Origin of the sequence: Rathayibacter sp. VKM Ac-2760, assembly GCF_009834185.1 — a bacterium.
Classification (GTDB): domain Bacteria; phylum Actinomycetota; class Actinomycetes; order Actinomycetales; family Microbacteriaceae; genus Rathayibacter.
In genome coordinates this window covers 4,160,437-4,182,011 of the sequence record NZ_CP047173.1, presented here as the reverse complement: position 1 = coordinate 4,182,011, position 21,575 = coordinate 4,160,437, and the positions used below count along the sequence as shown (strand labels likewise).

Below are 21,575 nucleotides of genomic sequence, written 5' to 3'. Positions count from 1 at the left end.
ACCGCGGGCGGCAGAGCGGCGCGCGTCAGGGCCCGTACGAGGACAGCACGCGTGCCACGTCGTAGACCTCGCGCTGGAGTCGGCGGGCCAGCCGCGCGCCCTCGCGAAGCCACTCCTCGGAGTCCACGCGCCCGTCCCAGCCGTCGAAGACGTCGCAGTGCGTGAGCCAGACCTCGGTCCACGCCCGGAGGTCGGCGGTGAGCGGAGCGGACAACCCGAAGCGGCTCGGCTCCTGGGGACCCTCGTCGTCCCAGAGTGCTCGGTCGTGCCCGGCCGCGAGGAAGAAGCGGAGGTCGACGAGCTCGCCCGCGTCGGCGCGGCGCGCGTGCTCGACGACCCGCTCGGGCTCGATCCCCTCCGGCACCGGCCACTCGACCTGCGTCACCGGATCGACGACCCACTCGCCGGTCGGCCACTCCGCGACACTCGCCATGTCCTCAGCATGGCCGACGGTCGAGAGCCGGCCCGCCGCTGTCAGCCCCCGCCCCGGAGCGCGACGCATGATGGCGGGATGTTCATCCCGACCAGAGCCGCCGGTCTCGAGGCGCTCGACGACTTCGTCGAGCGGGCCGGCTCCGCCTACGCGCGCACCCGCAATCACGACGAAGGGCCGTCCCGGAACAACGTCTCCGGGCTCTCCCCGTACCTCCGCCACGGGCTCGTCACCGAGCGGGAGGTCGTCGCCGCGGTCCTCGCGCGCCACAAGCTCACGGCCGCGGAGAAGTTCGTCCAGGAGGTGTTCTGGCGCACCTACTGGAAGGGCTGGCTCGAGCAGAACCCCGAGGTGTGGCGCCGCTACCGCCGCGAGGTGAGCGACGTCGAGGGCCACCTCCCGACGGGCTACGACGACGCGATCGGCGGCCGCAGCGGCATCGACGCGATGGACGCCTGGGTGAGCGAGCTCGTCGAGACCGGCTACCTGCACAATCACGTGCGCATGTGGTTCGCGAGCATCTGGATCTTCACCCTCGGCCTGCCCTGGCAACTCGGCGCCGACTTCTTCTACCGGCACCTGCTCGACGGCGACGCCGCCTCCAACACCCTGTCCTGGCGCTGGGTCGCCGGCCTGCAGACGCCGGGCAAGACCTACCTCGCGACCGCCTCCAACATCGCCAAGTACACCGAGGGCCGCTTCTCGCCGCAGGGCCTCGCCACCTCGGCGCCCGCGCTGATGGAGGAGCACTTCCCGCCCCGGACGGCCATCGAGTCGGACGACGTCGACGGCACGATCGGCACCCGCCCCGGCCTCCTGCTGCACGAGGAGGACCTCGACGCGGCGAGCCTGCTCGCCGAGCAGCCCGGACTGGCGGAGCGGCTGATCGCCACCGCGGTCTTCGCCGACCCGGCGGAGCGCTCGCCGTTCGCGGTCTCCGAGGTGGTGCACGCCTTCACCGCCGCGGCGATCGCCGATGCCGCCGAGCACACGCCGGACAAGGGCGGCCGGCTGGCGCGAGTGCTGGCCGACGCGCTCCCCGCGACGGTCGTCGACTGGGCGGCGTCCGAGCGGCTCGACACCGTCGTGGTCCCGTACGCGCCGGTCGGCCCCGTGCAGGAGCGGCTGGACGCGCTCCGCTCCGCCCTCGCTCAGGAGGGCATCGCGCTCGTCACCGTGCGCCGCCGCTGGGACGGCACCGCCTGGCCCTCGGCGTCGCGCGGGTTCTTCGCCTTCAAGAAGCGGATCCCGGCGCTGGTCCGCGGTCTGGACGAGCCGGAGGACGCGGTCCGCCTGTTCTGAGCCGCGGCGGAGTAGGACGGAGCGCTCAGGACCCGCTGAGCGCCTCCTCCTCCGCCGCCACGTCCTTTTGCAGCCTGTCCCGCGCGTCGATCGCCTCGACCTGTCGCAGGGTCGAGACCGTCTGCTGGAGCTCCACCACGAAAGTGCTCTCTCGCCACGCCGGACTCCGGCTCAGGCGACGGATCTGGCTGGCGGCGTCGACGCCTCCCAGCTCGAGGAGACGCTCGAGCAGGCTCGGACCGTCGTTCTTCGGGTGGCCGTGGCGGGCGGCGAGGGGGCCGAGGAGCGTCGTGAGGAGCGCGAGGTCGACCGCGGAGCGCCGGACGGCATCGGCCAGAACGCCCGCGACCAGGCTGACGTCCTCGCGGTCGCTGAGGAGATCGGCGACAGTGCGTTCGATGGTCGTCACCGGCAGCCCTGCGCGCACGGTCACCTCGTCAGGGGTCAGCCGGCGGTGCCGATAACGGATGTCGAGGCGCTGGGACTGCCGGCGGGAGGGCGTCGCGAACTCGAACGGGTCGGGTTGCAGATCCCCGAACCCGTGGAGGAACGCCGCGGTGCTCCCTGCGACCACGGCTCCGGGATGACGAGAGGCGATCCGCTCGGCCGCGGTGCGCGTCGGGTCGGTGCTGAGCCACGCGGCGCGGAGGTCGTCGAACTCTCCGGGCGCACTTCCTGCGTTCCGGTACACACCGTGGACGAGCCGCTCGAGATGGCTCTGCTGCGTGAGGCGGGTGAGCTGCACGCGGCTCACCCCGGCTGCTGCCGCCTGAGCGGTGGTCAGCAGGCTCCACTGCCCGGCGGACACGGCAGCAAGGGCGCTCAGAGCTGCTGCGGTCGTCATGGGACAATTGTTTCACCAAAAGTGAAACAAATACAGCGCTCGCCGGGTGACGTCCCAGTGCTGGCGTGGAACGCCGCATCACTTCGGACTCAGTGCTCAGCTCCCGCTGAGCGCCGCCTCCTCCTCCGCCGCCACATCCTTCTGCACCGCGAACTGCGTCCGGTGCAGCTCCTCGTAGCGCCCGGCGGCGGCGAGCAGCTCCTCGTGCGTGCCGCGCTCGACGATCGTGCCGTCCTCGACCACGAGGATCAGGTCCGCGCTGCGGATCGTGGACAGGCGGTGCGCGATCACCATCGCCGTCCGGCCCTCGAGCGCCTCGCTCAGCGCCGCCTGCACCGCGGCCTCCGAGGTGGAGTCGAGCGCCGCCGTCGCCTCGTCGAGGATGACGACGCGCGGCTGGGCGAGCAGGAGCCGCGCGATGGTCAGCCGCTGGCGCTCGCCGCCGGACAGCCGGTAGCCGCGCTCGCCGACCAGGGTGTCCAGCTGGTCGGGCAGCGAGCGGATCAGCGGCTCGAGCCGCGCGCGGCGGAGGGCGTCCCACACCTCGTCGTCGGTCGACTCCGGCCGGGCGAGGCGCAGGTTGGACAGGATCGTCTCGTGGAAGAGGTGGCCGTCCTGCGTCACCATGCCCAGGGTGTGCCGCATCGAGGCGAAAGTGACGTCGCGGACGTCGGTGCCGGCCAGGCGCACCGCGCCGCTGTCGACGTCGTAGAGGCGCGAGAGCAGCTGCGCGATCGTCGACTTGCCCGCCCCCGACGTGCCGACGAGCGCGACGGTCTGCCCCGGCTCGATCCGGAAGGAGAGGCCGTGCAGCACCTCCTCGCCGCCGCGGGTGTCGAGCGTGGCGACCTCCTCGAGGGAGGCCAGCGACACCTTGTCCGCGGACGGGTAGGCGAAGCGCACATCGTCGAACTCGACCGACACCGGTCCCTCGGGGACGGTGCCCGCGTCGGACTTCTCCTTGATGAGCGGCTGGAGGTCGAGCACCTCGAAGACCCGCTCGAAGCTGACGACCGCGCTCATGATCTCGACGCGGGCGTTCGCGAGGCTGGTCAGCGGCGCGTAGAGGCGCGTGAGCAGGAGCGCGAGGGTGACGACCGCGCCGGTGTCCAGCTGCCCGCCGAGCGCGAGGACGCCGCCGAGCCCGTAGACGAGCGCGAGGGCGAGCGCGGAGACGAGCGTCAGAGCGGTGACGAAGACGAACTGCAGCAGCGCGCTCCGGACCCCGATGTCGCGGACGCGGGCGGCCCGGACGCGGAACTCCTCCGCCTCCTCGTCGGGCCGCCCGAACAGCTTGACCAGGGTCGCGCCGGGCGCCGAGAACCGCTCGGTCATCTGCGTGCTCATCGCCGCGTTGTGGTCCGCGGCCTCCCGGCGCAGCGCGGCGAGCCGGCTGCCCATCCGGCGCGCGGGCACCAGGAAGATCGGCAGCATGATCACCGCGAGCACGGTGACGAGCCAGGACGTGCTGAGCATGACGATCAGGGTGAGGATCAGCGCCACGACGTTCGTGACCACCCCGGAGAGCGTGCCGCTGAAGGCCTGCTGCGCGCCGATCACGTCGTTGTTGAGCCGGCTGACGAGGGCGCCCGTGCGGGTGCGCGTGAAGAACGCGATCGGCATCTTCTGCACGTGGTTGAAGACGGCGGTGCGCAGGTCGAGGATGACGCCCTCGCCGATCCGCGCCGAGTACCAGCGCGTGACGAGCGAGACTCCGGCGTCGGCCACGGCCACGACGGCGATGACCACGGCGAGCTGCACGATCGTCCCGACCGCACCCCGGGCGACGATGGTGTCGACCACCCGGCCGGCGAGCACCGGCGTCGCGACGGCGAGGAACGCGCCGATGACGGAGAGCCCGATGAAGAGGATGAGCTTCGCGCGGTAGGGGACCGCGAAGGTCATGATCCGGCGCACGGACTCGCGGGAGATGCCGTGCTTGCCGCTCTGGGCGGAGGAGATCCGGTAGAGGGAGCTCCAGGCGACGCCTTCCATGCTCATGTGTGGGGGTCCTTCTGTGGAAGTGGGGCGAGGGGGCGGATTCCGTGGGGGTCGCGCGACTGATGCAGTGTGCGCCTCGATCGAGCGCCGCCCCGTCTCGGGATCGCGGATTCGCGGCAAACTGGGCAGATGAGTACGGATCAGCTGGGCAGCGGGGGAGTGGTCGCCGAGCAGTTCGGTGGGCGGCCGTACCGTAAGCGGTCGCACCTGCGGTGGATCGTTCCGCTGGTGTCAGCACCCGTGACGTTCGTCGGCTTCGGCTGGTCTCAGTATCTCGTATCGCTCTCGGCCGCCGAGGGGGACCTGCAGTCCTTGCTTCTGCAGCTCGCCCTGCTGGCTGCCGCGTTCCTCGTGCCGGTTGCCGCCGTGATCGTGGCGATCGTCCAGGCCGTTGTCGTCCACGGGCACGCGCGGCGGGCGAAGGGGCGCTTCACTGCGACGGAACGGGCGACGATCGACGCGCGGGAAGCGTCGGACCGCGGGAGGCGCGCGGCCGTTGACCTGCGCGCGCTGTTGCTGGCGCGGCAGCTGCCCGCCGAGATCAGAGTGTGGGACGTCGTCCCCGGACTGGGCGAGGTCTTCTTCCTGGACACCCGAGCCGACTACTTCCGGTACTACGGCCGGGACGTCTCCTACACCCGCACGTCAGGCTTCTACGTGGGGCGACCGGCTTTCGTCGCGGCGGGCCTGTTCGCCAACGCCGTCAGCAATACGGTCAACGCCTCGGTCGCGCACGCTCAGGCGCAGGCCCAGTGGCGGGATCGTCAGCAGGCCCGCCTGCTCGTGTCGAATCAGCGGCTCGTCTGCCAGGTGAGCGGCGGCCGCTGGCTCAGCTTCCACTACAGCGCCATGACGGCGGTCTATCCAGAGGTCGACTCCTGGACCCTCGTCACCCAGTTCGATTCGGCCGAGCCGCTGATGCTCCGCGGCGTCGATGTGCCGGCTGCGGCGGTGCTCACGGTCAGGATGACTCATGGCGAGGATGCGCTGGGTCGGCATCCGGGGTTGGCGTCGCTCGAGGGCGACGACTGAGTTCTGCTTGGGGGAAGGGCTAGAGCAGTTCGGTGGCCACGGCGGAGTGAGGTCGGCCGGTGGCGCCGAAGACCGAGGGACGTCCGGTCCCCGCCTTCAATTCGCTGGCTTGGGACAGCAGGCGTTCCGCCGCGTCGAGCTCAGCCCGTCACTATCGCCTGCCATGCCTCGAAGTCGGGGTCGTCCGACGCCACCAGCCAGGTGATCTCGAATGCCGAGTCGCTCGCCTCTCCTGTGTCGTAGTCGAAGCCTCCGGCGTAGGCGGCGAGCCATCCGGTCTTCTCGATCTCAGGGATCGTCTTCTGTGCGTAGTCGAGGCCGCGCTCCGCGATGAAGGCCTCGTACGTCGAAGGCGACTCCGCGAGTGCGATGTCCCTGTCGCTGACGACTTCGACGAAGAGCGCGCTGGATCCCTCGGCGCGCGCGACGTCGTTGATGATCGCCTTGATCTGATCGCGGCCGGCCGTGGTGGACGCTTCGAGTCCCTCCGCGAACACCCAGTACTGGGTGAGATCGGCGCTGCTCTGTCCGCGCTCCGTCGACAAGATCTCGTAGGGCACGCCGTTGTAGGTGGAGACGTCAGCGGGCACCTCGGTCGGTACTGCCGCTGGCGCCTGCGTCGGAGCTGACGTCGGAGTCTGTGCGGGCGCGGCCGATGTGGGCGCGGCTGAAGGAGTCGCGGGCTCTTCGTCATCCCCCGTGATCAGGCTCATGACGGTGATGACGGCCGCGAGGATCACGAGTACGCCTCCGACTCCTCCGACGAGGAGCCACGGCGGCTTCGGCTTCACGCGTCGGAAGGTGAGGCTCGTCCGGAGCATCGGCTGCTCCTGCTGGGAGAGGAACTCCCAGCCCTCCTTCTCCCACTTGGTGATCGAACGGCTTTCGCGGCCTCGAATGGTGGTAACCGTCTTGGTCTCGTATCGGATCTCCCCGACAGGCATTGCCTACTCCTCAGGTGCCGCCGATGAGGTCATCGCTCGTGCACCCGCTTGAGCATAGGAGGCGCCGTCCGCTTGAGCGCGACAGGGCGTACGGCCCGTGCGTGAGGGTCTTGACCCGGGAGACGATGGTGTCGACTGTTTTTCCGGCGAGCATCGGCGTCGCGATGCAAAGCAACGCGCCTAGGACGGAGAGCCCGCTGAGGCGCAGCCGGAGGCCGGCGGTCGTGCTCCGCCGCACGACTCGAACCGTCTACCGTGCTCGCCGCTGAGGGCCTGCTGCGCGCCGATTGCGGCTTTTGAGCCGGCTGACGAGGGCGCCCGTGAGGGTGCGGGGGAAGAACGCGATTGGCATCTTCTGCACGCTCGCACTCGTGGATCCCCTGAAGCGGGTCCGGGATGGACTCGAGGTACGCGAGTGTGCGCTCAACGCGTATCCCACGCGCGTAGTCCGCATACCGCTGGTCAGAATCCACTGCCACCAACCCGGGGATAATATTCGATCTACCCGGGAGAGATTCGCTGCTGCTAGAACTGCGGTTTGAGGTTCGTTCCCCTCACCGACTTCCTCTTGGAGTACTGCGTCAGCCACTGTTGCGGCGACCAGCCAAGCGGTCAGTCGCCGCAGCAGGAACGAGACCGCGGTAGTACCGGTACGCGTTTCGGGCTGCATCAGCTCGAACAGCCGTGACGGCTGACGTCGCGTTGTCTCCGCTTGGTGTGCATGACGCAGTTGACGCGTCAGGTCTTCGCGGTGGATGCAGAAGCGCACCCTCGGGAATGACGAGACCCAGGGTCTGAGAGCGCCGCGTAGCCCCAGTTGCGTGAGTCGAAGTCCGGCTGGCGTTTGCGCATCAGCTGGCCGACTGTCGCGAGGTTCGCCCAGCCGTCCTCTGCGGAAGCGGTCACGACGCTGGTCCGCAAGCCTGCAACGAGCTTGGTGTCGCTCCGTAATTTGGCTGGCGGAGTGCGCGTGGGAGCTGGGGGAGCGGCCTCCGTCACCGTGGCTCCGAGGACGCCGAGGTAGGTGAATTGATCGCAGGCGTTGCGGAAGGCCTCGGGCGTCTTGCGTTCTCCGAACCCGTAGACGGTGAGACCCTCCTCGCGGATGCGTGATGCGAGCCGGGTGAAGTCGCTGTCGGAGGACACGATGCAGAATCCTCGGAACCGGCGCGTGTAGAGCAAGTCCATGGCGTCGATGATCAGTGTGCTGTCGGTGGAGTTCTTACCCCTCGTGTGGGCGAACTGCTCCATGGGCTGGATCACGTGCTCGCTCGCGGCCGCCTTCCAACTGGTCAGCTGCGGCGTCGTCCAGTCGCCGTAGACCCGCTTCACGGATGCCGTACCGAAGCGAGCGACCTCCGTCAGCACCGCCCCGATCCTCGAGGGCGGCACGTTGTCTGCGTCAACGAGAACAGCGAGCAGATCGCTGGGCATACTCATGCGGTCAGCATGGCAGGCCCGCTGATGCGCACGCGTGTACCCCGCTGACCCGTTCCGGACAGCCTCGTCACACAAGTGCAGACCTGTGACGTCAACCGTGTCCAAGGTGCATGAGTTGCGTCGTCAGTTTCCGACGATATGGTAGCGATGGCGGCCTGTGAACCAAAGTCCGGTTTGCATTGACCGACGGTAGGTTCCGACGAATCCAATCGGCTTAATAAACACGTCAACGTTCCATGACCGATTCCCGGTAACAGTTAGTCGGTCGCCGCGCCTTTTCAGATCCGCATACCAAGCGTCAGCCGCAGAGGTGACGAAGACAGCTTTCCTTCTCGCGGGATCTATTGGAACGAGGTACGCGGAAGAATCAACAGTGCCGTCATCCCCTATGTGGCCCGATAGGTGCAGAGAATCGCCCTCCAGCAGATTGATCCACTCGTAACTCGAGGCCCGGGGCGATGCCTGATAATCACGCAACCAGCGATCCCAACGGTCGGGGAGTGGCCTTTCCGAATCTGCTGAGGGGGTGCATGCTTGTCCTGGACGTCCCACGGGGAAGACCGCGCGGCGACGAAGGAGCCAGGCCAAAATAATGTCGAGATTCCCATCCGCGTCCCACACCTCGCGGATTGTCCGAAGAGTTGCATCGTCAGATGGCTTGCCGGCCTCGTACCACCAGGTTAAACCAAGATCCGGACGAGTCCAGCCGAGGCGATGCAACAGCAGCGTCTGTAGCGCTGACCAATAGCCGAGCGACTGCGCGTGGGGGTCACCGTATCTCGGGGACGCAGGAAGACGACGCAGAGCGCCACTTGAGGCTGCTGCGCGCATTACATCCGGCGCGCCCCAGAACCATTCAAACTGCCCGCCGAAGTCACTTTCGAGCGGTCTCGCCGTCTCCGCATTGCGCGGAAACGCCGTGCGCTCGATCAGGTGTTCTGCATTGTTCATCATGAGACAGGCTGCGGCATCGATGTTAACTACGCGCCGGGGCCGACGATGACATGCAATTCGGTGAGGACAGCCGCAACGTCGGACCGGCTGAGCTCGTCGACGAAGAAGATCCGGCTACCGATCTTGTTCAGCGACGTTCCGATGATCAGACCGCGGTCGCGGTCTGCGATCCAAAATCGGTCGTGGAAGTCGTCGGCCTCGACGATGTTGATGTCTAGATCTTGATTGCGAGCATGTAGCTGCTCGAGGACGGCGGTCCTCACCGTCGCATTGTTCTGAGACGGACTGACGACGGCCGTGATGCGCAGGCCCTCCGTCAAAGCGGGCGCGATCATCCGCACCACGGACGCCGCGTATACCTCGCTGTCGCGCTTCCTGGACCCCGTGAACAAGTACGGATCCGTGATGATCAGCTCCCTAGCTGGAGCCAGCTTCTGTAGACGCGCGGCCATACGCTGCTCGGCGGACATGGGTGGCTCCTTGGGTGAGACGTCCTCCTGAAGCCAAACGATGTCTAAGAACGAACTTGGCCCTCGATCGACCAGCTGCTTTTGAATCTCCTCGATGGAGTAGTCGGCTCGTCGGAACAGCATCCGATACCCGAGCTCTCGTGCGCGTGCATCCACTTCGAGGGCGTCTGTGTGCGTCAGTGGCGGATCGAACTGATAGGAGTTCCACGCGTCGAGATGCCGGAACTCTCCGTCATCCTCGAAACTCACCGGGCCGTTGGCTGAGGTTGACATGCCGTCCTCGGCGTCGAGCGACGAGCCGCTCACGGCTGCGCCCTCACAAGGCGCTCCGAGGGCCGGTCGTAGACGTAGTCAGTGATCTCGCCGGACATGATCATGGCTATGGCCTGGTTGATGGCGTCTCGAGGCACGACGAACCACTCCGACGGGTCGTAGTCGCTGCCCTTTCGGTCGACCTGTGTCAGGTTGAGGCGAACGTCGGCGAAGACCCGGTGCAGCAGGTTTTCCAATGCTGACGCTTTGAGGTTGTACACCCGGTAATCGGCGACGATCTTGACCGGGGCCATCAGGTACGTCGGAGACGTCGACGCCCCCTTCACCCGCTGCTCGACGCTCGTGGTCGAGAAGCCGATCTTATGAAGGTTCTTGATGTTCGCGATCAGAGGGTCGGTGCTCATCGACTGCAGAACGTAGATGTGGCCGCTCTCGATGTCCGCGTCGAGGATCTCGCTCGCATCGTGTCCGGTGCGTGCTAGGACCTGCCCCTGCGCCTCGTACATGCGTGTCATCAGGCTCTGCTTGTACATGGCCGACTCGGTGCCGTTCTCGAACACGACGCGCAGCCGCTGCTTCTGTGTGCGCTTGCCGCCCACGACGAGGTCGATGTCCTCACCGACCTCAGCGACGAAACACATCACGCCGTTGAGCACAAAGAACACGCCCTCCCGGACCATGTCCATGCCCGTGAACGGCTTCAGGGTGAAGGTGCCGTCCTTCAGCTCGGAGTGTTTCACCTTGAACAGCGGCTCGAACTGCGCGAAGTCCTTCGCCTTCACGCGCTGAGCCACGGACTCGGCCGACTCGGGGCGCCTCACTACAGGCAGATCCGACACGTCGAGGATCCCAGACTCGTCGCCCAGCAGCTCGTCGAGGTCGTCGCCCTCCAGCAGCTCGTCGATGGACGCCGGCGCTTTTGGAGCCTCGAGTAACCCGAACTCGTCGAGGTGCATTACCGCTTTGGCCTTCTCCTCGTTGGCCAGGAACCCGTCCAGGCGCGCTCCAAGCTTTCGCTCGGCGATGTGGCGCGTCTGCGAGCTGGGGAGCCGGCCCTCGGCCCGCCTGAACTCGACGATCTCGAGGAAGGCGCGCTCCAGTCGGTCCGACGAGGTGAGCCTCTTCAACTTCTCCGGCGCGACCAGCAGCTCGTCCTCGAGGATGTCGTCGAGGCTCAGCGGGGTCTCTGGCTCGATGGTCTCGTTCTCGCTCATCCCACCACCGTCTCCGTCGCGGCCTTCTCCGCCTTGCGTTCCGCTGCGAGCTTCTGCAGGAACAGCAGCGCCGCAGCGAGCCTCTTCTCGGCGGGGTCCTCGGACCGGATGTCCGGGTTCGTGCCGTGGACCTGTTTCCACGTCTTGATCTTCGGGAACAGTGCCAGCGCCTCTTCTTCGGAGAATTCGATCTTCGTCGACATAATCGTGTCCTGGATCAAGCGCAGCACCGACGGCGTGACCGACTTGGACAGCACCTCAAACGCCCGCTGGAAAGGGTTCACCGAGTCGATGAGGTTGATGTTTAGCTCGTCGATGTTCACGAATTTCTCGGCCATCTTAATGAAACGCTTGTCGCCGACCTGGCGCACCTCGCCATTCTTGATGACCGAGTCCACGACGACCTGCTGGCGCACCTCCTCCACCTGCTCCTCGGCGAGGTCGGGGTACTTCTCCCGGATGATCTTCGCGATCAGCACTTTATTGGTGGTCTCGGCATCGATCGACCCGGCAGCGGCTCGAGCGAACGTGTCATCCTGCAGGATCGTCGCCTTCAGGTCGTTCAGATCCGATGCGACAATTTGCTTCACGCGGTCGCTGGAAGGCTCCTTGAAGCCCTTGATCTTTAGCTCGCCCTTCTTCGCTGGCTCGTCGTCATCGAACTTCTTCGTTTTGAAGTTGAAATTCGGCGCGAGTACCTGCTCCATGAGAAGCGAGGCTGTGATCGCCTTCAGCATGTTGTTCACCGAGACCTTGACCTCGCCCTGCGACGCGTCCGGCTCGGCAATGAGGTTCGTGAACTGCGCGTGCGACTTGCCAGGGCTGTCACGGGTCACACGCCCGATGATTTGGATCACCTCGGTTAGCGATGCACGGTAGCCGACCGTCAGCGCGTGCTCGGCGAACGGCCAGTCAAAGCCCTCCTTGGCCATGCCCAGCGCGATGATGATGTCGACTCCGTTGCGCTCCTTCGACGCGATGTGCGACAGGTAGTGCAGCGTGTCGCCGCGCTTCTTCTGATCGGTGTCGTCGACGAGGTCCGCAACCCGCACAATCTCGCCCGTGTCCTCGCGGCGCACGCTGATGATCCCCGTATCCGGATCCGTCGACTCCACATGACCGATCGCATCAATGATGTGACCGACCTCTTCGATTTTGTCTTTCGTGGACTCGCCCGAGTTCACATTCGGGATGTGCACGATTGTCTTTTTGTCGAGGTCGAGCACCTGGTCGATCGCGTCGGTGTAACGCCCCTGATAAAAGTGGTGTCCAACACCCAGCGAGCGCAGGTGCTCGTAGCCGTTGAGCTGGTCATAGTAGTTGAATGTCACCGGCGTGAACTTCGCCTCGTCCTCGGGCGACAGCACAGGCACCGAGTCCCCGCGGAAATACGATCCCGTCATGGCCACGATGTGCACATCCGAGCCGTTCATCACGTCGCGCAGCAAAGCACCCAACCGCGACGATTCCGTATCTGCCGAGACGTGGTGAAACTCATCGATCGCCAGCACCGTGCCGTTGAACGACTCCGGTGCCAGCTTCTCAAACGCGAAGCGCAGCGTCGCGTGCGTGCACACCAGCACCGGCTCAGGCCCCCCGAGGAAGTTGATGAACGCATCGACCTTGCCGGCCGACGACCCCGCATCGCACAGGTTGTACCCGTCCTTGATCTCCCAGTCAGCCCAGAAGCCGAACTTCGAAAGGCTGGTCGAAGCGAACGACGCGCCAATAGATCGCTCCGGTACTGCGACGATGGCCTTCTTGCGGCCCTGGTTGTAAAGCTTGTCGAGCGCCACGAACATCAGCGCTCGAGACTTGCCCGACGCCGGCGGAGCCTTCACCAACAGGTGCTGAGCGTCACGTTGCTCGAACACGCGCTGCTGCATTTCGCGCATACCTAGCGCGTCCGTTTTGACCGACGCCTTGGTCTGCGCGTAGGTGACGTCAACGACATTCACAAGCTTGTTGCTCGGGTTCACTATTCAGTACTCCGGGTCCTCTTCGCCGGGGCCTTCGCGGCCTCTCCGGCAGTCATACGCTCGTACATCGAGAACAGGTCAGACAGGCGCTGCTCGTCCGTCTCGTACGGCCTCTTCGAATAAATTGAGTCGACCAGCACGTCGATCGCCGCGTGAGCTTCGCGCAGATCCTGCGGCATCTTGTCTGGATCGTAGAGCTCGGCCAGCGTCTGCTCGCAGTGGTACTCGCGCACGTCGAGCACGCGTAGCGCTACAACGGTCAGTTTCTCCTTCAACGCCTCAGGTAGGGGCGGCACGGGAAAGTTGTTGTAGACAATCGTGTTCGAGTAACGGAAGTCGGACTTCATCTTCCCACCGACTGCACGAGTCCACGCCATGTGCGTACGTGACGTCAGGAGAGCGAAAAGCCATGGCTCGGCGTCGTAAACAGAATAAGCAGCATTAGAGATTACCGCTTCAGGGCCCAGATAGCCAACCGGGATGTACTCCCGTCGCTCCGAGGAGACGCTTGGAACGATGATTGAGTCGGTTGGCTTGTAAGCCAGTTGCTTGAAGCGGTGCGGACGTTTTGCAAAGTCTACTGTGCTCGGGGCTTTGCTTTGAAGCCGCCAGGAAGCGAGTTGTTCTAGCCTTTCCGCAATGGGCGGGATCTCCCGGGCAATGTCTACCTCACGGTCAGTGATCCACAGACAGTAGCGTTCGATGTCGTTGATGTAGTCAGCTGCCCCGACAAAGCGCTTCACAAACCCCATAGCATCCGGGTATGCAGCAATTAGCTGACTCTTTTCAGCAGGATCGAGCACGAGGTAGCCGCCGTCAGTCGGCTTGGATCCGAATGCCATCGGAGGGAGTTCGGCGGAAATGGGCTTCATCTGACGACCGGCGATGATGCTTGGCGCATCGGCCAAGTATCCGTTGATGTTCTTAGCCGCGATTTCAAGGCCCTCTGTGAAGATGAACTTTGGCTTATCAGACGTATTGCGAAGCCCAATTACTGCAACTGTAACTCCTGCGTTGTACCTGGCGTTATTCTCCCACTTAAATGAGGTATAGGCAAATCCAATTTCGATGCCCATGCTGAAGATTGTTGGGAACATCAAGCTAACATGCTCGCCTTGCGCCACTGAGTTCGTAGTGACGAATGCGAGCTTCGCTCTTGAATCTTTAATATAGTCGGCACCCTTTATGAACCAGAGTGCTATGTAGTCTAGATTCTTTGAAAATGACCGTCGCCCAAACACTGCGGAGAACTCGCTTTTTTGCTCGGCGGTCTGCATGCTAGATCCGACGTAGGGAGGATTACCGATCAGATAGATCTCCGTCTCACCATCGTTGGCGCAGACCTCGTTCCAGTCCAATCGCGTCGCGTTGCCCGCCTTGATCTGCCCGGCCTCCTTGAGCGGAATTAGGGGAATCTCCACACGAAATTTCTCGCGGAACTCCCGGTTCATCTGGTGCTTCGCAATCCACAGCGACAGGATTGCAACTTCGACGGCGAAGTCGTCGATCTCGGTGCCGTAGAAATTCTCGATTCTAATCCTTGAGTCAGCCCACAACACTTGATGCGAGGAGCTCAGCTCTGCGAGGCGCTCGAGGATGGCGTGCTCGAGCTTCCGCAGCTCCTTGTACGCAATGACGAGGAAGTTGCCCGATCCGCAGGCGGGGTCAAAGACCTTGATCGTCGCGATGCGGTCCAGCAGACGGCTGAGCCGCCGCTCGCTGTCCTGGGCCTCGTTGATCTCCGCTTTTAGATCCTCCAGGAACAGCGGCTCGATCGTTTTGAGGATGTTCGGCACCGAGGTGTAGTGCTGGCCCAGGTCGCTGCGCTTGCCCGGCGTCACGATCGCCTGGAACATTGAGCCGAAAATGTCGGGATTGATGTCGCGCCAGATGAGCGCGCCCGAGGCGATCAGCTCGTCGCGCGCCTGCTTTGTGAAACGGGGCACTGGCTGGTTATCTGTGAGCGTGAACAGCCGCCCGTTCACGTAGGGGAATTCCGCGAGATGCTTCGGCTTGTCGGCCGGGTCTTCGGTGTCGAGGGCCATGAACAAGTCGGTCAGGAACTCCGCCAGGTCCAGACCGTCCGAATGCGTCTGCGAGCCGACGGCGGTCGTGAACTGGTTGTCCGTGAAGATTCCGGTGTCCTCGGCGAAAAAACAAAACAGAAGGCGCGTGAAGAAGACGTTTAGCGAGTGGCGGCCGCGCTCGTCGTCAAAGATGCCCGGGTTGGCCTGCAGTAGCTCGTCGAAGAGCTTACCCATGCGCTCGGCAGCCTTGACGTCGGCATGGGACTCGGAGACATACTGCGTCTTTTCCATGCCGGCCCATGGCAGGAAGAAAGTGAAGTGCCGGTCGATCTCCCGGATCGGGAAGCCAATCGTCTCGTTCGTCTTGCTGTCGTGGGCGACCACGTCCACGTAGTCCGTGACGATGACGAAGCGCGTGCTGAACCGGACGACGGTCGGCGACGTCCTGAGTTCTTCGATGACCTCCAGCGGGTCGCCGCTCGTCTCCTTGAAGTAGACGACGTTCTTCTGCGCAACCTCTGTGGAGGGGTCGATAGCGACGTTCAGTGAGCCGTTGCGCAGCCTTGTGACGTTGCCCTGCGGCTTTCCGTAGGTGAGCAGCAGCTCGAAGATGAACTCGCGGTCATACGTCTCCCGCCCCGCCAGTGGAGCGACGCGCTCCTCGACTGCCTTGAGGCTGAGTCTCGCCACGGATGTCCTACTCTCACACGTGCCGTCTGGAGTGGACGGCAGATCCGCGCGATTCTCACCTTGAGCGGATCCGCGCGCAACTCCGCGATCATCCTAACGTCGGGGCGTGGCATCACAGATCAGCTTTGGAAGGGGAACGTGGTAGCGATCCGCCGGAAAGAAGGAGCGGCGTCACCTCTGATGGTCACCGATTCGAGGTCGGGGCTCGGGATCGTTTTGGTCTGCGGTTGAGAGGCTGAGCGGTTTCAACTTGGCATCAGTGCAGCGAGAGCATGCGTTAGGGCCAAACAACCGACGGTGACCACGCCTGCTCGAGGTACAGCTTGGGGTCCCGGGCCCCATCGGCCGAGGTTGACCAGACGTCGGTATCGCCTGCCGCCCCCTCTCGCCCCCTCCCGCGGTAGCCCGTACAGCAGCGTCTCGTCGTCGAGTCAGGCGACCTGATCGTCCACGCTCAGCTCCTCCGGCAGCATCGTCTCGACCCCCGACGCGAGATTCAGCACCGCGATCCGCCAGTCCGGCACGCCGTCCCCGACGTCCTTCTTGTACGCGACCCGCGTCTCGTCCGGCGAGAGCGACGGGCACTCCGGCGCGTCGTGGATCGCCGTCATCGTCCGCGCCGACATGCTCCACCGAACCAACGAGGACCGCGGCCCCGAGGCCGCGGTCGCGTAATAGGTGTCCCCGTCGTCGGCGAAGGTGACGCCCCACATGTTCCGGTCGGCAGCCGTCAGCGGCGCGCCCGCGACGCTAAACGCGAAGGACTCCAGGTCGCCCGGGTCCGGTACGGCCGGGCCGAGCGAGCGGATGACGGCCTGCGTGGAGAAGTTGGGCGGCGCATGCGAGCGCCAGTTGACGAGCGCGGTGGTGCGCAGCATCCCGTCACCAATGCGGCCGCGGCTGGGGGATGCCCGGCAGCGTGCACTGCTGGAGGGTCTCGCCGTCGGTGCCGGTCAGCACGGCCTCGGCCGACTGGTCGGACCGCCGGACTGGACCGGCGAAGTCGCTATCGCTCGTCCTCCCCGATGAGCGCCAGGAGCTCCTCTGCGACCATCTGCTGTTCCGGGTCAGCCCGTCCTCCGGCGAGAGCGACGCCCTCCGCCCTCAACAAGTCGCCGGGGTCCCGCTTGTCTCCCGGGTCCGGCCAGCGGAATTCGTCAGCTACAGCGCCGTCCCAGGTCAGCACACGGTAGGCGTTCACGCACCGACTACATCCGCTCAGGTGCCGAGCCATTGCCTGTGCGCCGGTGCCGACTGCTTCGGCAAGGTTGTTGTAGCTCGTCCAGCTCCCGGCGGGTAGCGCGTCGAGGATGGAGTGCGCTTGAGACCAGTCGAATCGCCTGGAGTCGCTGAACCGTTCGCGATACTGGGCGAGTACCGGCTCGTCGAGGGCCGGCATGGCCCAGATCCTTCCGGCTTGCGCCGCGAGCGAGGCCGCGCGTCGCTCGATACTCGACGCTTCCCACCTTTCGAGTTGCCCGAGTCCTTTGTTGAGGCGGAGGGGGCTGTCGCGGAATCCACCCGGCATGTCCCGCTTCTCGCGGAACGGCCGGTCTGAGTACTCCGGGTTGTAACCGGTGAGGGTCAAGTTGCCGAGCGTGTGCAGGTAGCGGTCGTGGACGGCCTCCCAGTCGGTTCCGAGTTCCTGCTGCCAGTCGCGGGTGATGTGCTGGGGCATGATGTGCTCGATGGTGTACTCCGCTGTGGAGACTTCTTCCTTCCGGCCGTGGTTTTCCATCTCGCGGAAGAAGTAGCCGCGTCGCTTGAGGTGGTAAATGTCGGCGGTCTTCAAGGCCTCCTCGAACTCCTCGTTCGTGGGGAAACGCCTGTAGTCCGGAAGCGTCAAGAGCCGACTGCAGACGCTCTCGACGTAGTGGGCGGTGTCGATGGAAGAGGAGAGGGTCGCGAAAGTCTTGTTCAAGCTGTTGGTGGGGATCCTGCAGACGGCGCGACGGAACAGGTACGCGATGATCGCGTCGAGGATCTCAACGAACGCGCGGCTGTCGAGGACACCCGCGATGTAATCCGAGTAGAGGCGCAGCTGGAAGGGGTAAGCGACTGTAGCCAGCTGGTCGAGCTCACGGAAGCGCTTAGCCAGTGCAGGATCCGTCTCCGCGCCGAGCGCCATGGCCGCGAACCAGCCGGCGTGGCGGTTCAGGTCGGTCACCAGCTGGTCGCGGTCGGTCCCGTTCTGCTCCTGATCCGAGGCGTAGCTCTTGAAGGCGTCGTAGATCTCATCGATGCGTGGGATCGCGAGTGTTTTCACAGTGAGGAAGTGGCGCACGAACTCGTCGAACCGGCTCTCGTCAGCCCCCTGGAACTGTCGCTCCATGGGGAACCAGTAGGCCTCGTATAGACGCTCCTGCCTGGACGGCGGCAGGTCCATCAGTACGAAGTTCCTGATCAGGTCGGCTTGGGAGAGTTTCTTGCCGGTCGCGTTCATCGACTCGAAAACGAGCTGCGGATCATCGGTGCCCCGGGTCAGCTTCACGTCGACCACGACCAGCTTGGCCAGGCCGCGGCAGACGTCGATGATGGTGTCGCTAGATGCAGCGCGCAGGAGGTCGACGAAGTAGAGGTAGTTGGTGACGACCCGTGAGGTCGTGGTCGGCAGGGGAGCGTTCTGAATAACGGCCTTCAGCGCCTCCTTGTCCCGCTGCGAGAGGATCAGCTTGAAGAACCCGTCCCCGGACTCGTACTGGTTCGTCAAATACAGTCCGCGAATCTTCTGCGGGGCGAACCCAGCCACCGGCTCCCGCTCCTCCTCGGGAAGCTCGTCCAGACGAGCGGCCACAGCTGCGAGGAGCAACGTCACTGTCGTGACTCGTTGCTGACCGTCGATGAGGAGGTCAGGCTCGCTCGACGTCCGCGTGCCCTGACCTCGCTCGATGTACACGATCGACCCGGTGAAGTGGCTGCTCAGCTCATCGCGTGTGCCGGCGCGAATGATGTCGTTCCAGAGCTGTCTGCACTCCGCTTCACCCCACGAGTACACCCGCTGGTAGATCGGCACGACGAAGCGGTCGGCTTTCTTCAGCAGCTCCAACAGGTTGGCGTCCACAGCTTTCACAGCGTGTCTCCTTCAGGACCGTCGTCTCGCGAGGGCGGCATGGTGACCTCGTCGACGTGCTCCGGGTTTCGAGCACATCAGAAGTCGCGCCCGGGTCACAGTATTGCCCAGCGTGCAACGATCCTTCTCGATCAGGGCCAGCGAGATGACCTCTAGACGCCCGAGCTGCTGTGTTGGAACCCTCACGGCTGTGGGATGTTTCGTCCACTTGCCCGACGGAGATCGCGCAGGTGACGGCTCGTCGCGCGGTCAGTACCGTCACCCCCTCCTGACAACCCGAACGCCGACGACCACCTGACGGCTTCGTGGATTGGGTACCGTCCAAGGGGCCCCGGCCGGTGGTAAGTGCGGCACTATCGAGGAATGGGCTTCTTCTCCTCTGCGCTGAGCAACGGGCGTCTTTCTTTTCCAGGCGCGTCGGAGGAGGTGGTCTTCCGAGCAGTGCTGATGGCGGCAGCGCAGTGCCGCATGGCAGTGCAGAACGCGGATCCGTCGTCCGGGTTCGTGCTGCTTCGGGCGAAGAGCTCCTATCGGCACTGGGACGGCAACCTCTCGGTATCCGTCACAAGCGAGAGGTCCGGTGCCGTCGCGACCATCTCCGGGGCCACGACGACCGGCTCCCTCCTGGGAGTGACAGACCGAACGTCGCAAGGAGAGCTCGGCTTTGCGCGGGGACGGCTCGATTCGGCCATCCGGCGAGCGGTGTCGCTCGCGGGAACCGGAAGCCCGTCGACTGCCGCGGGCAAGGAGTCATCCGCGTCGGTCCCGAGCGCCGGCGCTCGAAGTGCGGCATCGCACCAGAAGCTGTGGTCATCTCCGTTCGGTGACAAGCGTGACAAAGCGGTCGTGACCGTCTTCGACGACGCTGTGGAGTGGACGCACCGGGGTGCCGAAGCGGCGATCCCCCTCAGTGCCATCGAATCCGCGGATGTCGTCGACGTGCCTTCAGGCGGGGCGCTGAGAATCACGGCGTACGGTCGCGAGTACGTGTTCGCGCTCGAGCTTCACAGGGCGAGGACCGGCGCGTCGACAATCGGTTCCTTGGTCGAGGAACAACGCGCCCTCACGACCGAGGCCTCACCTGAGGTGCCGACGGACGAGACGTCGACCCAGCAGAGCCAGGCCGGTGCGGACATCGCCACTCCCGCCGGCGGGTCGGTCCCTGAAGTGGCTCAGCGGATCGGCGCCTTGCACGGCCTCCTCACCTCCGGCGCGATCACTCAGGAGGAGTACGACCGCAAGAAGGCCCAGCTGCTCGAGCTGCTCTGACGTCGTCGTCTGGAGCAGACCCAGCGACTCGGCGTCAAGACGCGCCGGGGTGAGGCGGCTCCCGCTACAGGCGAGCGATCACTCTCCAGCCCGGCGTCGCCGGTGTTCCGATAAGCGCGATGCTCCTGCAGCGCCGGAACCAAGGAGACCGAAGTCGAGTACGCCGGGAATGGGGACACCGTTCTCTGGCGAATCGCCCGCGAGAAGCCTATTGGCGAGCGCCGGGCGCAGGTCCGTTCGATCTCCAACGGCATCGAGTCGTCGACGCGGACCGGCCGGCTGATTTGGCGACCAAGGGTCTCAGGTGCACGCAGAGCGCCCTGGATGAAGATCGCTGCCTGGTCGCTTCCATGCGTCCGAAGCCGTCCGGGACTACGCAGGCGAAGGGCAGATCGCTGATACCGTCCGGATGCGCGACATTGTCGCGTTCGTCCCGCTCCCACGAGACCGCTCCGAAAGGCAACAAAATGATCCGAAGACTCGGCGCAATCGGCCTCGCATTGGTAGTCGCGGTCTGCGTTGGCGGCGTGCGGCAGCGAAGCCACCGAGGACACCGACCGCGCCGCGATGCCCGCCGATGCGAAGGATCTTTCCGGTGACGACTACAAGATGGTCGTTGAGTACCTAGAGACAGCGGGATTCACGAACGTTTCTCAGCGCCCGCTAGACGATCTGGTGACCGGATGGTTGAAAAAACCTGACACTGTCGATGAGGTCACCGTGAAAGGAGATTCTTCCTTCCAGGAGGGCGACGAGTACGACACTGCCGCCTCGATCGTGGTCTCCTATCACTCGTTCCCGTCTGATGCTGAGGATGACGTGGCCGACCAGGCGGGCTCATCCGGGTCCAGTCCAACCGCAAGCGCGAGCACCCCTGCATCGCCGCCGCGCGAGACCACCTGGGGCGGAAACCAGATCGAGTACCGGTGGGGCGAGTCCGCCCAGTTCGTATCGACCGCTGGAAACCCCCCGGAGACTCCGCTCGAGTTCACGGTCTCGGCGCCTACTGTCTTCACGCCGACTGACCCTACGGGTGCGACATTGGTCACTAATGTTTACTTCACGGTGACTATCACTAACCTGTCGCCCACCGAGACGTACGACCCCGATTTCGTTTTCCCTGAGGCGATCTCTGGTGGTAGCGCGGGATCCGAACTCCGCGGCCTTGGCGACGACCTGTCCTGGATTGACGGCCGCACGATCGCCCCTGGTGAGTCGCTCACCATGAAGGACGGGTGGAGCATCGCGAACGCGGACGACGTGAGGTATGAACTGCGCATCGACGGACTGGCCGGCTACACGATCTACTTCACGAGGTGAGCTAATTCCGTACATGGTGACGGTGACGGACCCGAGCGAATCAGAACTGAAGAGCCGACTGGCACCCGCGACCCGGACGGCGCTCGGCTTCTTCCCCGGCCTAGATCGCACCGTCGGCGGGTACGAGGGCCCGATGCCCGCGCAGACGAAGGTCAACTCGACCGAGAAGAAAAACGAGTTCGAACTCGCCCACAGCTCCATCTCGCAGCTGTGGCAAGCGCTCAGCCTGGACCCGATGCTCGCCCCGTATCGGGACGACCATCGGTGGGTTCAACGATTTGCTCGACCGCCGGCAGCGCCGCTTGCGCAACCG

16 protein-coding genes are annotated in these 21,575 nt (G+C 64.9%); 4 read left to right on the top strand and 12 right to left on the bottom strand.

Annotation, left to right across the window (positions count from 1 at the left end; translation table 11 throughout):
- Positions 1 to 25: 25 nt before the first annotated feature.
- Positions 26 to 433 carry a hypothetical protein gene (locus GSU72_RS19180; RefSeq protein WP_159986466.1) on the bottom strand — a complete coding sequence of 136 codons (408 nt, stop codon included), beginning with the start codon at positions 431 to 433 and terminating at the stop codon, positions 26 to 28.
- Positions 434 to 511: 78 nt separating this feature from the next.
- Here GSU72_RS19180 and GSU72_RS19175 point away from each other — a divergent pair, with 78 nt between their 5' ends.
- On the top strand, positions 512 to 1,735 hold the full coding sequence (locus tag GSU72_RS19175; RefSeq protein ID WP_159986465.1) for an FAD-binding domain-containing protein: 1,224 nt from the start codon (positions 512 to 514) through the stop codon (positions 1,733 to 1,735).
- Between the two features lie 25 nt (positions 1,736 to 1,760).
- Here the strand turns inward: GSU72_RS19175 and GSU72_RS19170 are convergent, their stop codons facing one another.
- A complete protein-coding gene (locus tag GSU72_RS19170) occupies positions 1,761 to 2,579 on the bottom strand; it encodes a type IV toxin-antitoxin system AbiEi family antitoxin domain-containing protein (protein WP_159986464.1) in 819 nt (272 codons plus the stop codon).
- A 96-nt stretch (positions 2,580 to 2,675) separates the two neighbouring features.
- A complete protein-coding gene (locus GSU72_RS19165; RefSeq protein WP_159986463.1) occupies positions 2,676 to 4,580 on the bottom strand; it encodes an ABC transporter ATP-binding protein in 1,905 nt (634 codons plus the stop codon).
- Positions 4,581 to 4,709: 129 nt separating this feature from the next.
- On the opposite strand from GSU72_RS19165, the gene GSU72_RS19160 reads away from it, so the two are divergent.
- Positions 4,710 to 5,612, top strand: coding sequence for a hypothetical protein (locus GSU72_RS19160; protein WP_159986462.1), 903 nt, complete (start codon positions 4,710 to 4,712; stop codon positions 5,610 to 5,612).
- A 140-nt stretch (positions 5,613 to 5,752) separates the two neighbouring features.
- Here the strand turns inward: GSU72_RS19160 and GSU72_RS19155 are convergent, their stop codons facing one another.
- The 9 genes from GSU72_RS19155 to GSU72_RS19115 form a co-directional block, all read right to left on the bottom strand.
- Positions 5,753 to 6,556, bottom strand: a complete 804-nt coding sequence (locus GSU72_RS19155) for a hypothetical protein (RefSeq protein WP_159986461.1) — start codon at positions 6,554 to 6,556, stop codon at positions 5,753 to 5,755.
- Positions 6,557 to 7,294: 738 nt separating this feature from the next.
- Entirely contained in the window at positions 7,295 to 7,996 is a 702-nt protein-coding gene (locus tag GSU72_RS19150) for an NYN domain-containing protein (protein WP_208545115.1), read from the bottom strand.
- 123 nt (positions 7,997 to 8,119) lie between these two features.
- The gene (locus tag GSU72_RS19145) at positions 8,120 to 8,950 is read right to left on the bottom strand and encodes a hypothetical protein (RefSeq protein WP_208545114.1); all 831 of its coding nucleotides are present in this window, start codon (positions 8,948 to 8,950) and stop codon (positions 8,120 to 8,122) included.
- 26 nt (positions 8,951 to 8,976) lie between these two features.
- Positions 8,977 to 9,726, bottom strand: coding sequence for a hypothetical protein (locus GSU72_RS19140; RefSeq protein ID WP_159986459.1), 750 nt, complete (start codon positions 9,724 to 9,726; stop codon positions 8,977 to 8,979).
- Entirely contained in the window at positions 9,723 to 10,907 is a 1,185-nt protein-coding gene (locus GSU72_RS19135; protein ID WP_159986458.1) for a GIY-YIG nuclease family protein, read from the bottom strand. The genes GSU72_RS19140 and GSU72_RS19135 overlap by 4 nt, the downstream gene beginning before the upstream one ends.
- Positions 10,904 to 12,865, bottom strand: a complete 1,962-nt coding sequence (locus GSU72_RS19130; protein WP_244255898.1) for a DEAD/DEAH box helicase — start codon at positions 12,863 to 12,865, stop codon at positions 10,904 to 10,906. The genes GSU72_RS19135 and GSU72_RS19130 overlap by 4 nt, the downstream gene beginning before the upstream one ends.
- 20 nt (positions 12,866 to 12,885) lie before the next feature.
- The gene (locus tag GSU72_RS19125) at positions 12,886 to 15,603 is read right to left on the bottom strand and encodes a DNA methyltransferase (RefSeq protein ID WP_159986456.1); all 2,718 of its coding nucleotides are present in this window, start codon (positions 15,601 to 15,603) and stop codon (positions 12,886 to 12,888) included.
- A gap of 431 nt (positions 15,604 to 16,034) precedes the next feature.
- The gene (locus GSU72_RS19120; RefSeq protein WP_159986455.1) at positions 16,035 to 16,481 is read right to left on the bottom strand and encodes a hypothetical protein; all 447 of its coding nucleotides are present in this window, start codon (positions 16,479 to 16,481) and stop codon (positions 16,035 to 16,037) included.
- A gap of 128 nt (positions 16,482 to 16,609) precedes the next feature.
- Complete coding sequence (locus GSU72_RS19115) at positions 16,610 to 18,673, bottom strand: DUF262 domain-containing protein (protein ID WP_159986454.1); 2,064 nt, start codon at positions 18,671 to 18,673, stop codon at positions 16,610 to 16,612.
- Between the two features lie 363 nt (positions 18,674 to 19,036).
- Here GSU72_RS19115 and GSU72_RS19110 point away from each other — a divergent pair, with 363 nt between their 5' ends.
- Both GSU72_RS19110 and GSU72_RS19105 read left to right on the top strand, forming a co-directional pair.
- Positions 19,037 to 19,942: an SHOCT domain-containing protein gene (locus tag GSU72_RS19110; protein ID WP_159986453.1), complete on the top strand. Its 906-nt coding sequence runs from the start codon at positions 19,037 to 19,039 to the stop codon at positions 19,940 to 19,942.
- 567 nt (positions 19,943 to 20,509) lie between these two features.
- Positions 20,510 to 21,262 (top strand): hypothetical protein, encoded by a 753-nt coding sequence (locus GSU72_RS19105; RefSeq protein WP_159986452.1) that lies wholly within the window; start codon positions 20,510 to 20,512, stop codon positions 21,260 to 21,262.
- Positions 21,263 to 21,575: the final 313 nt, after the last annotated feature.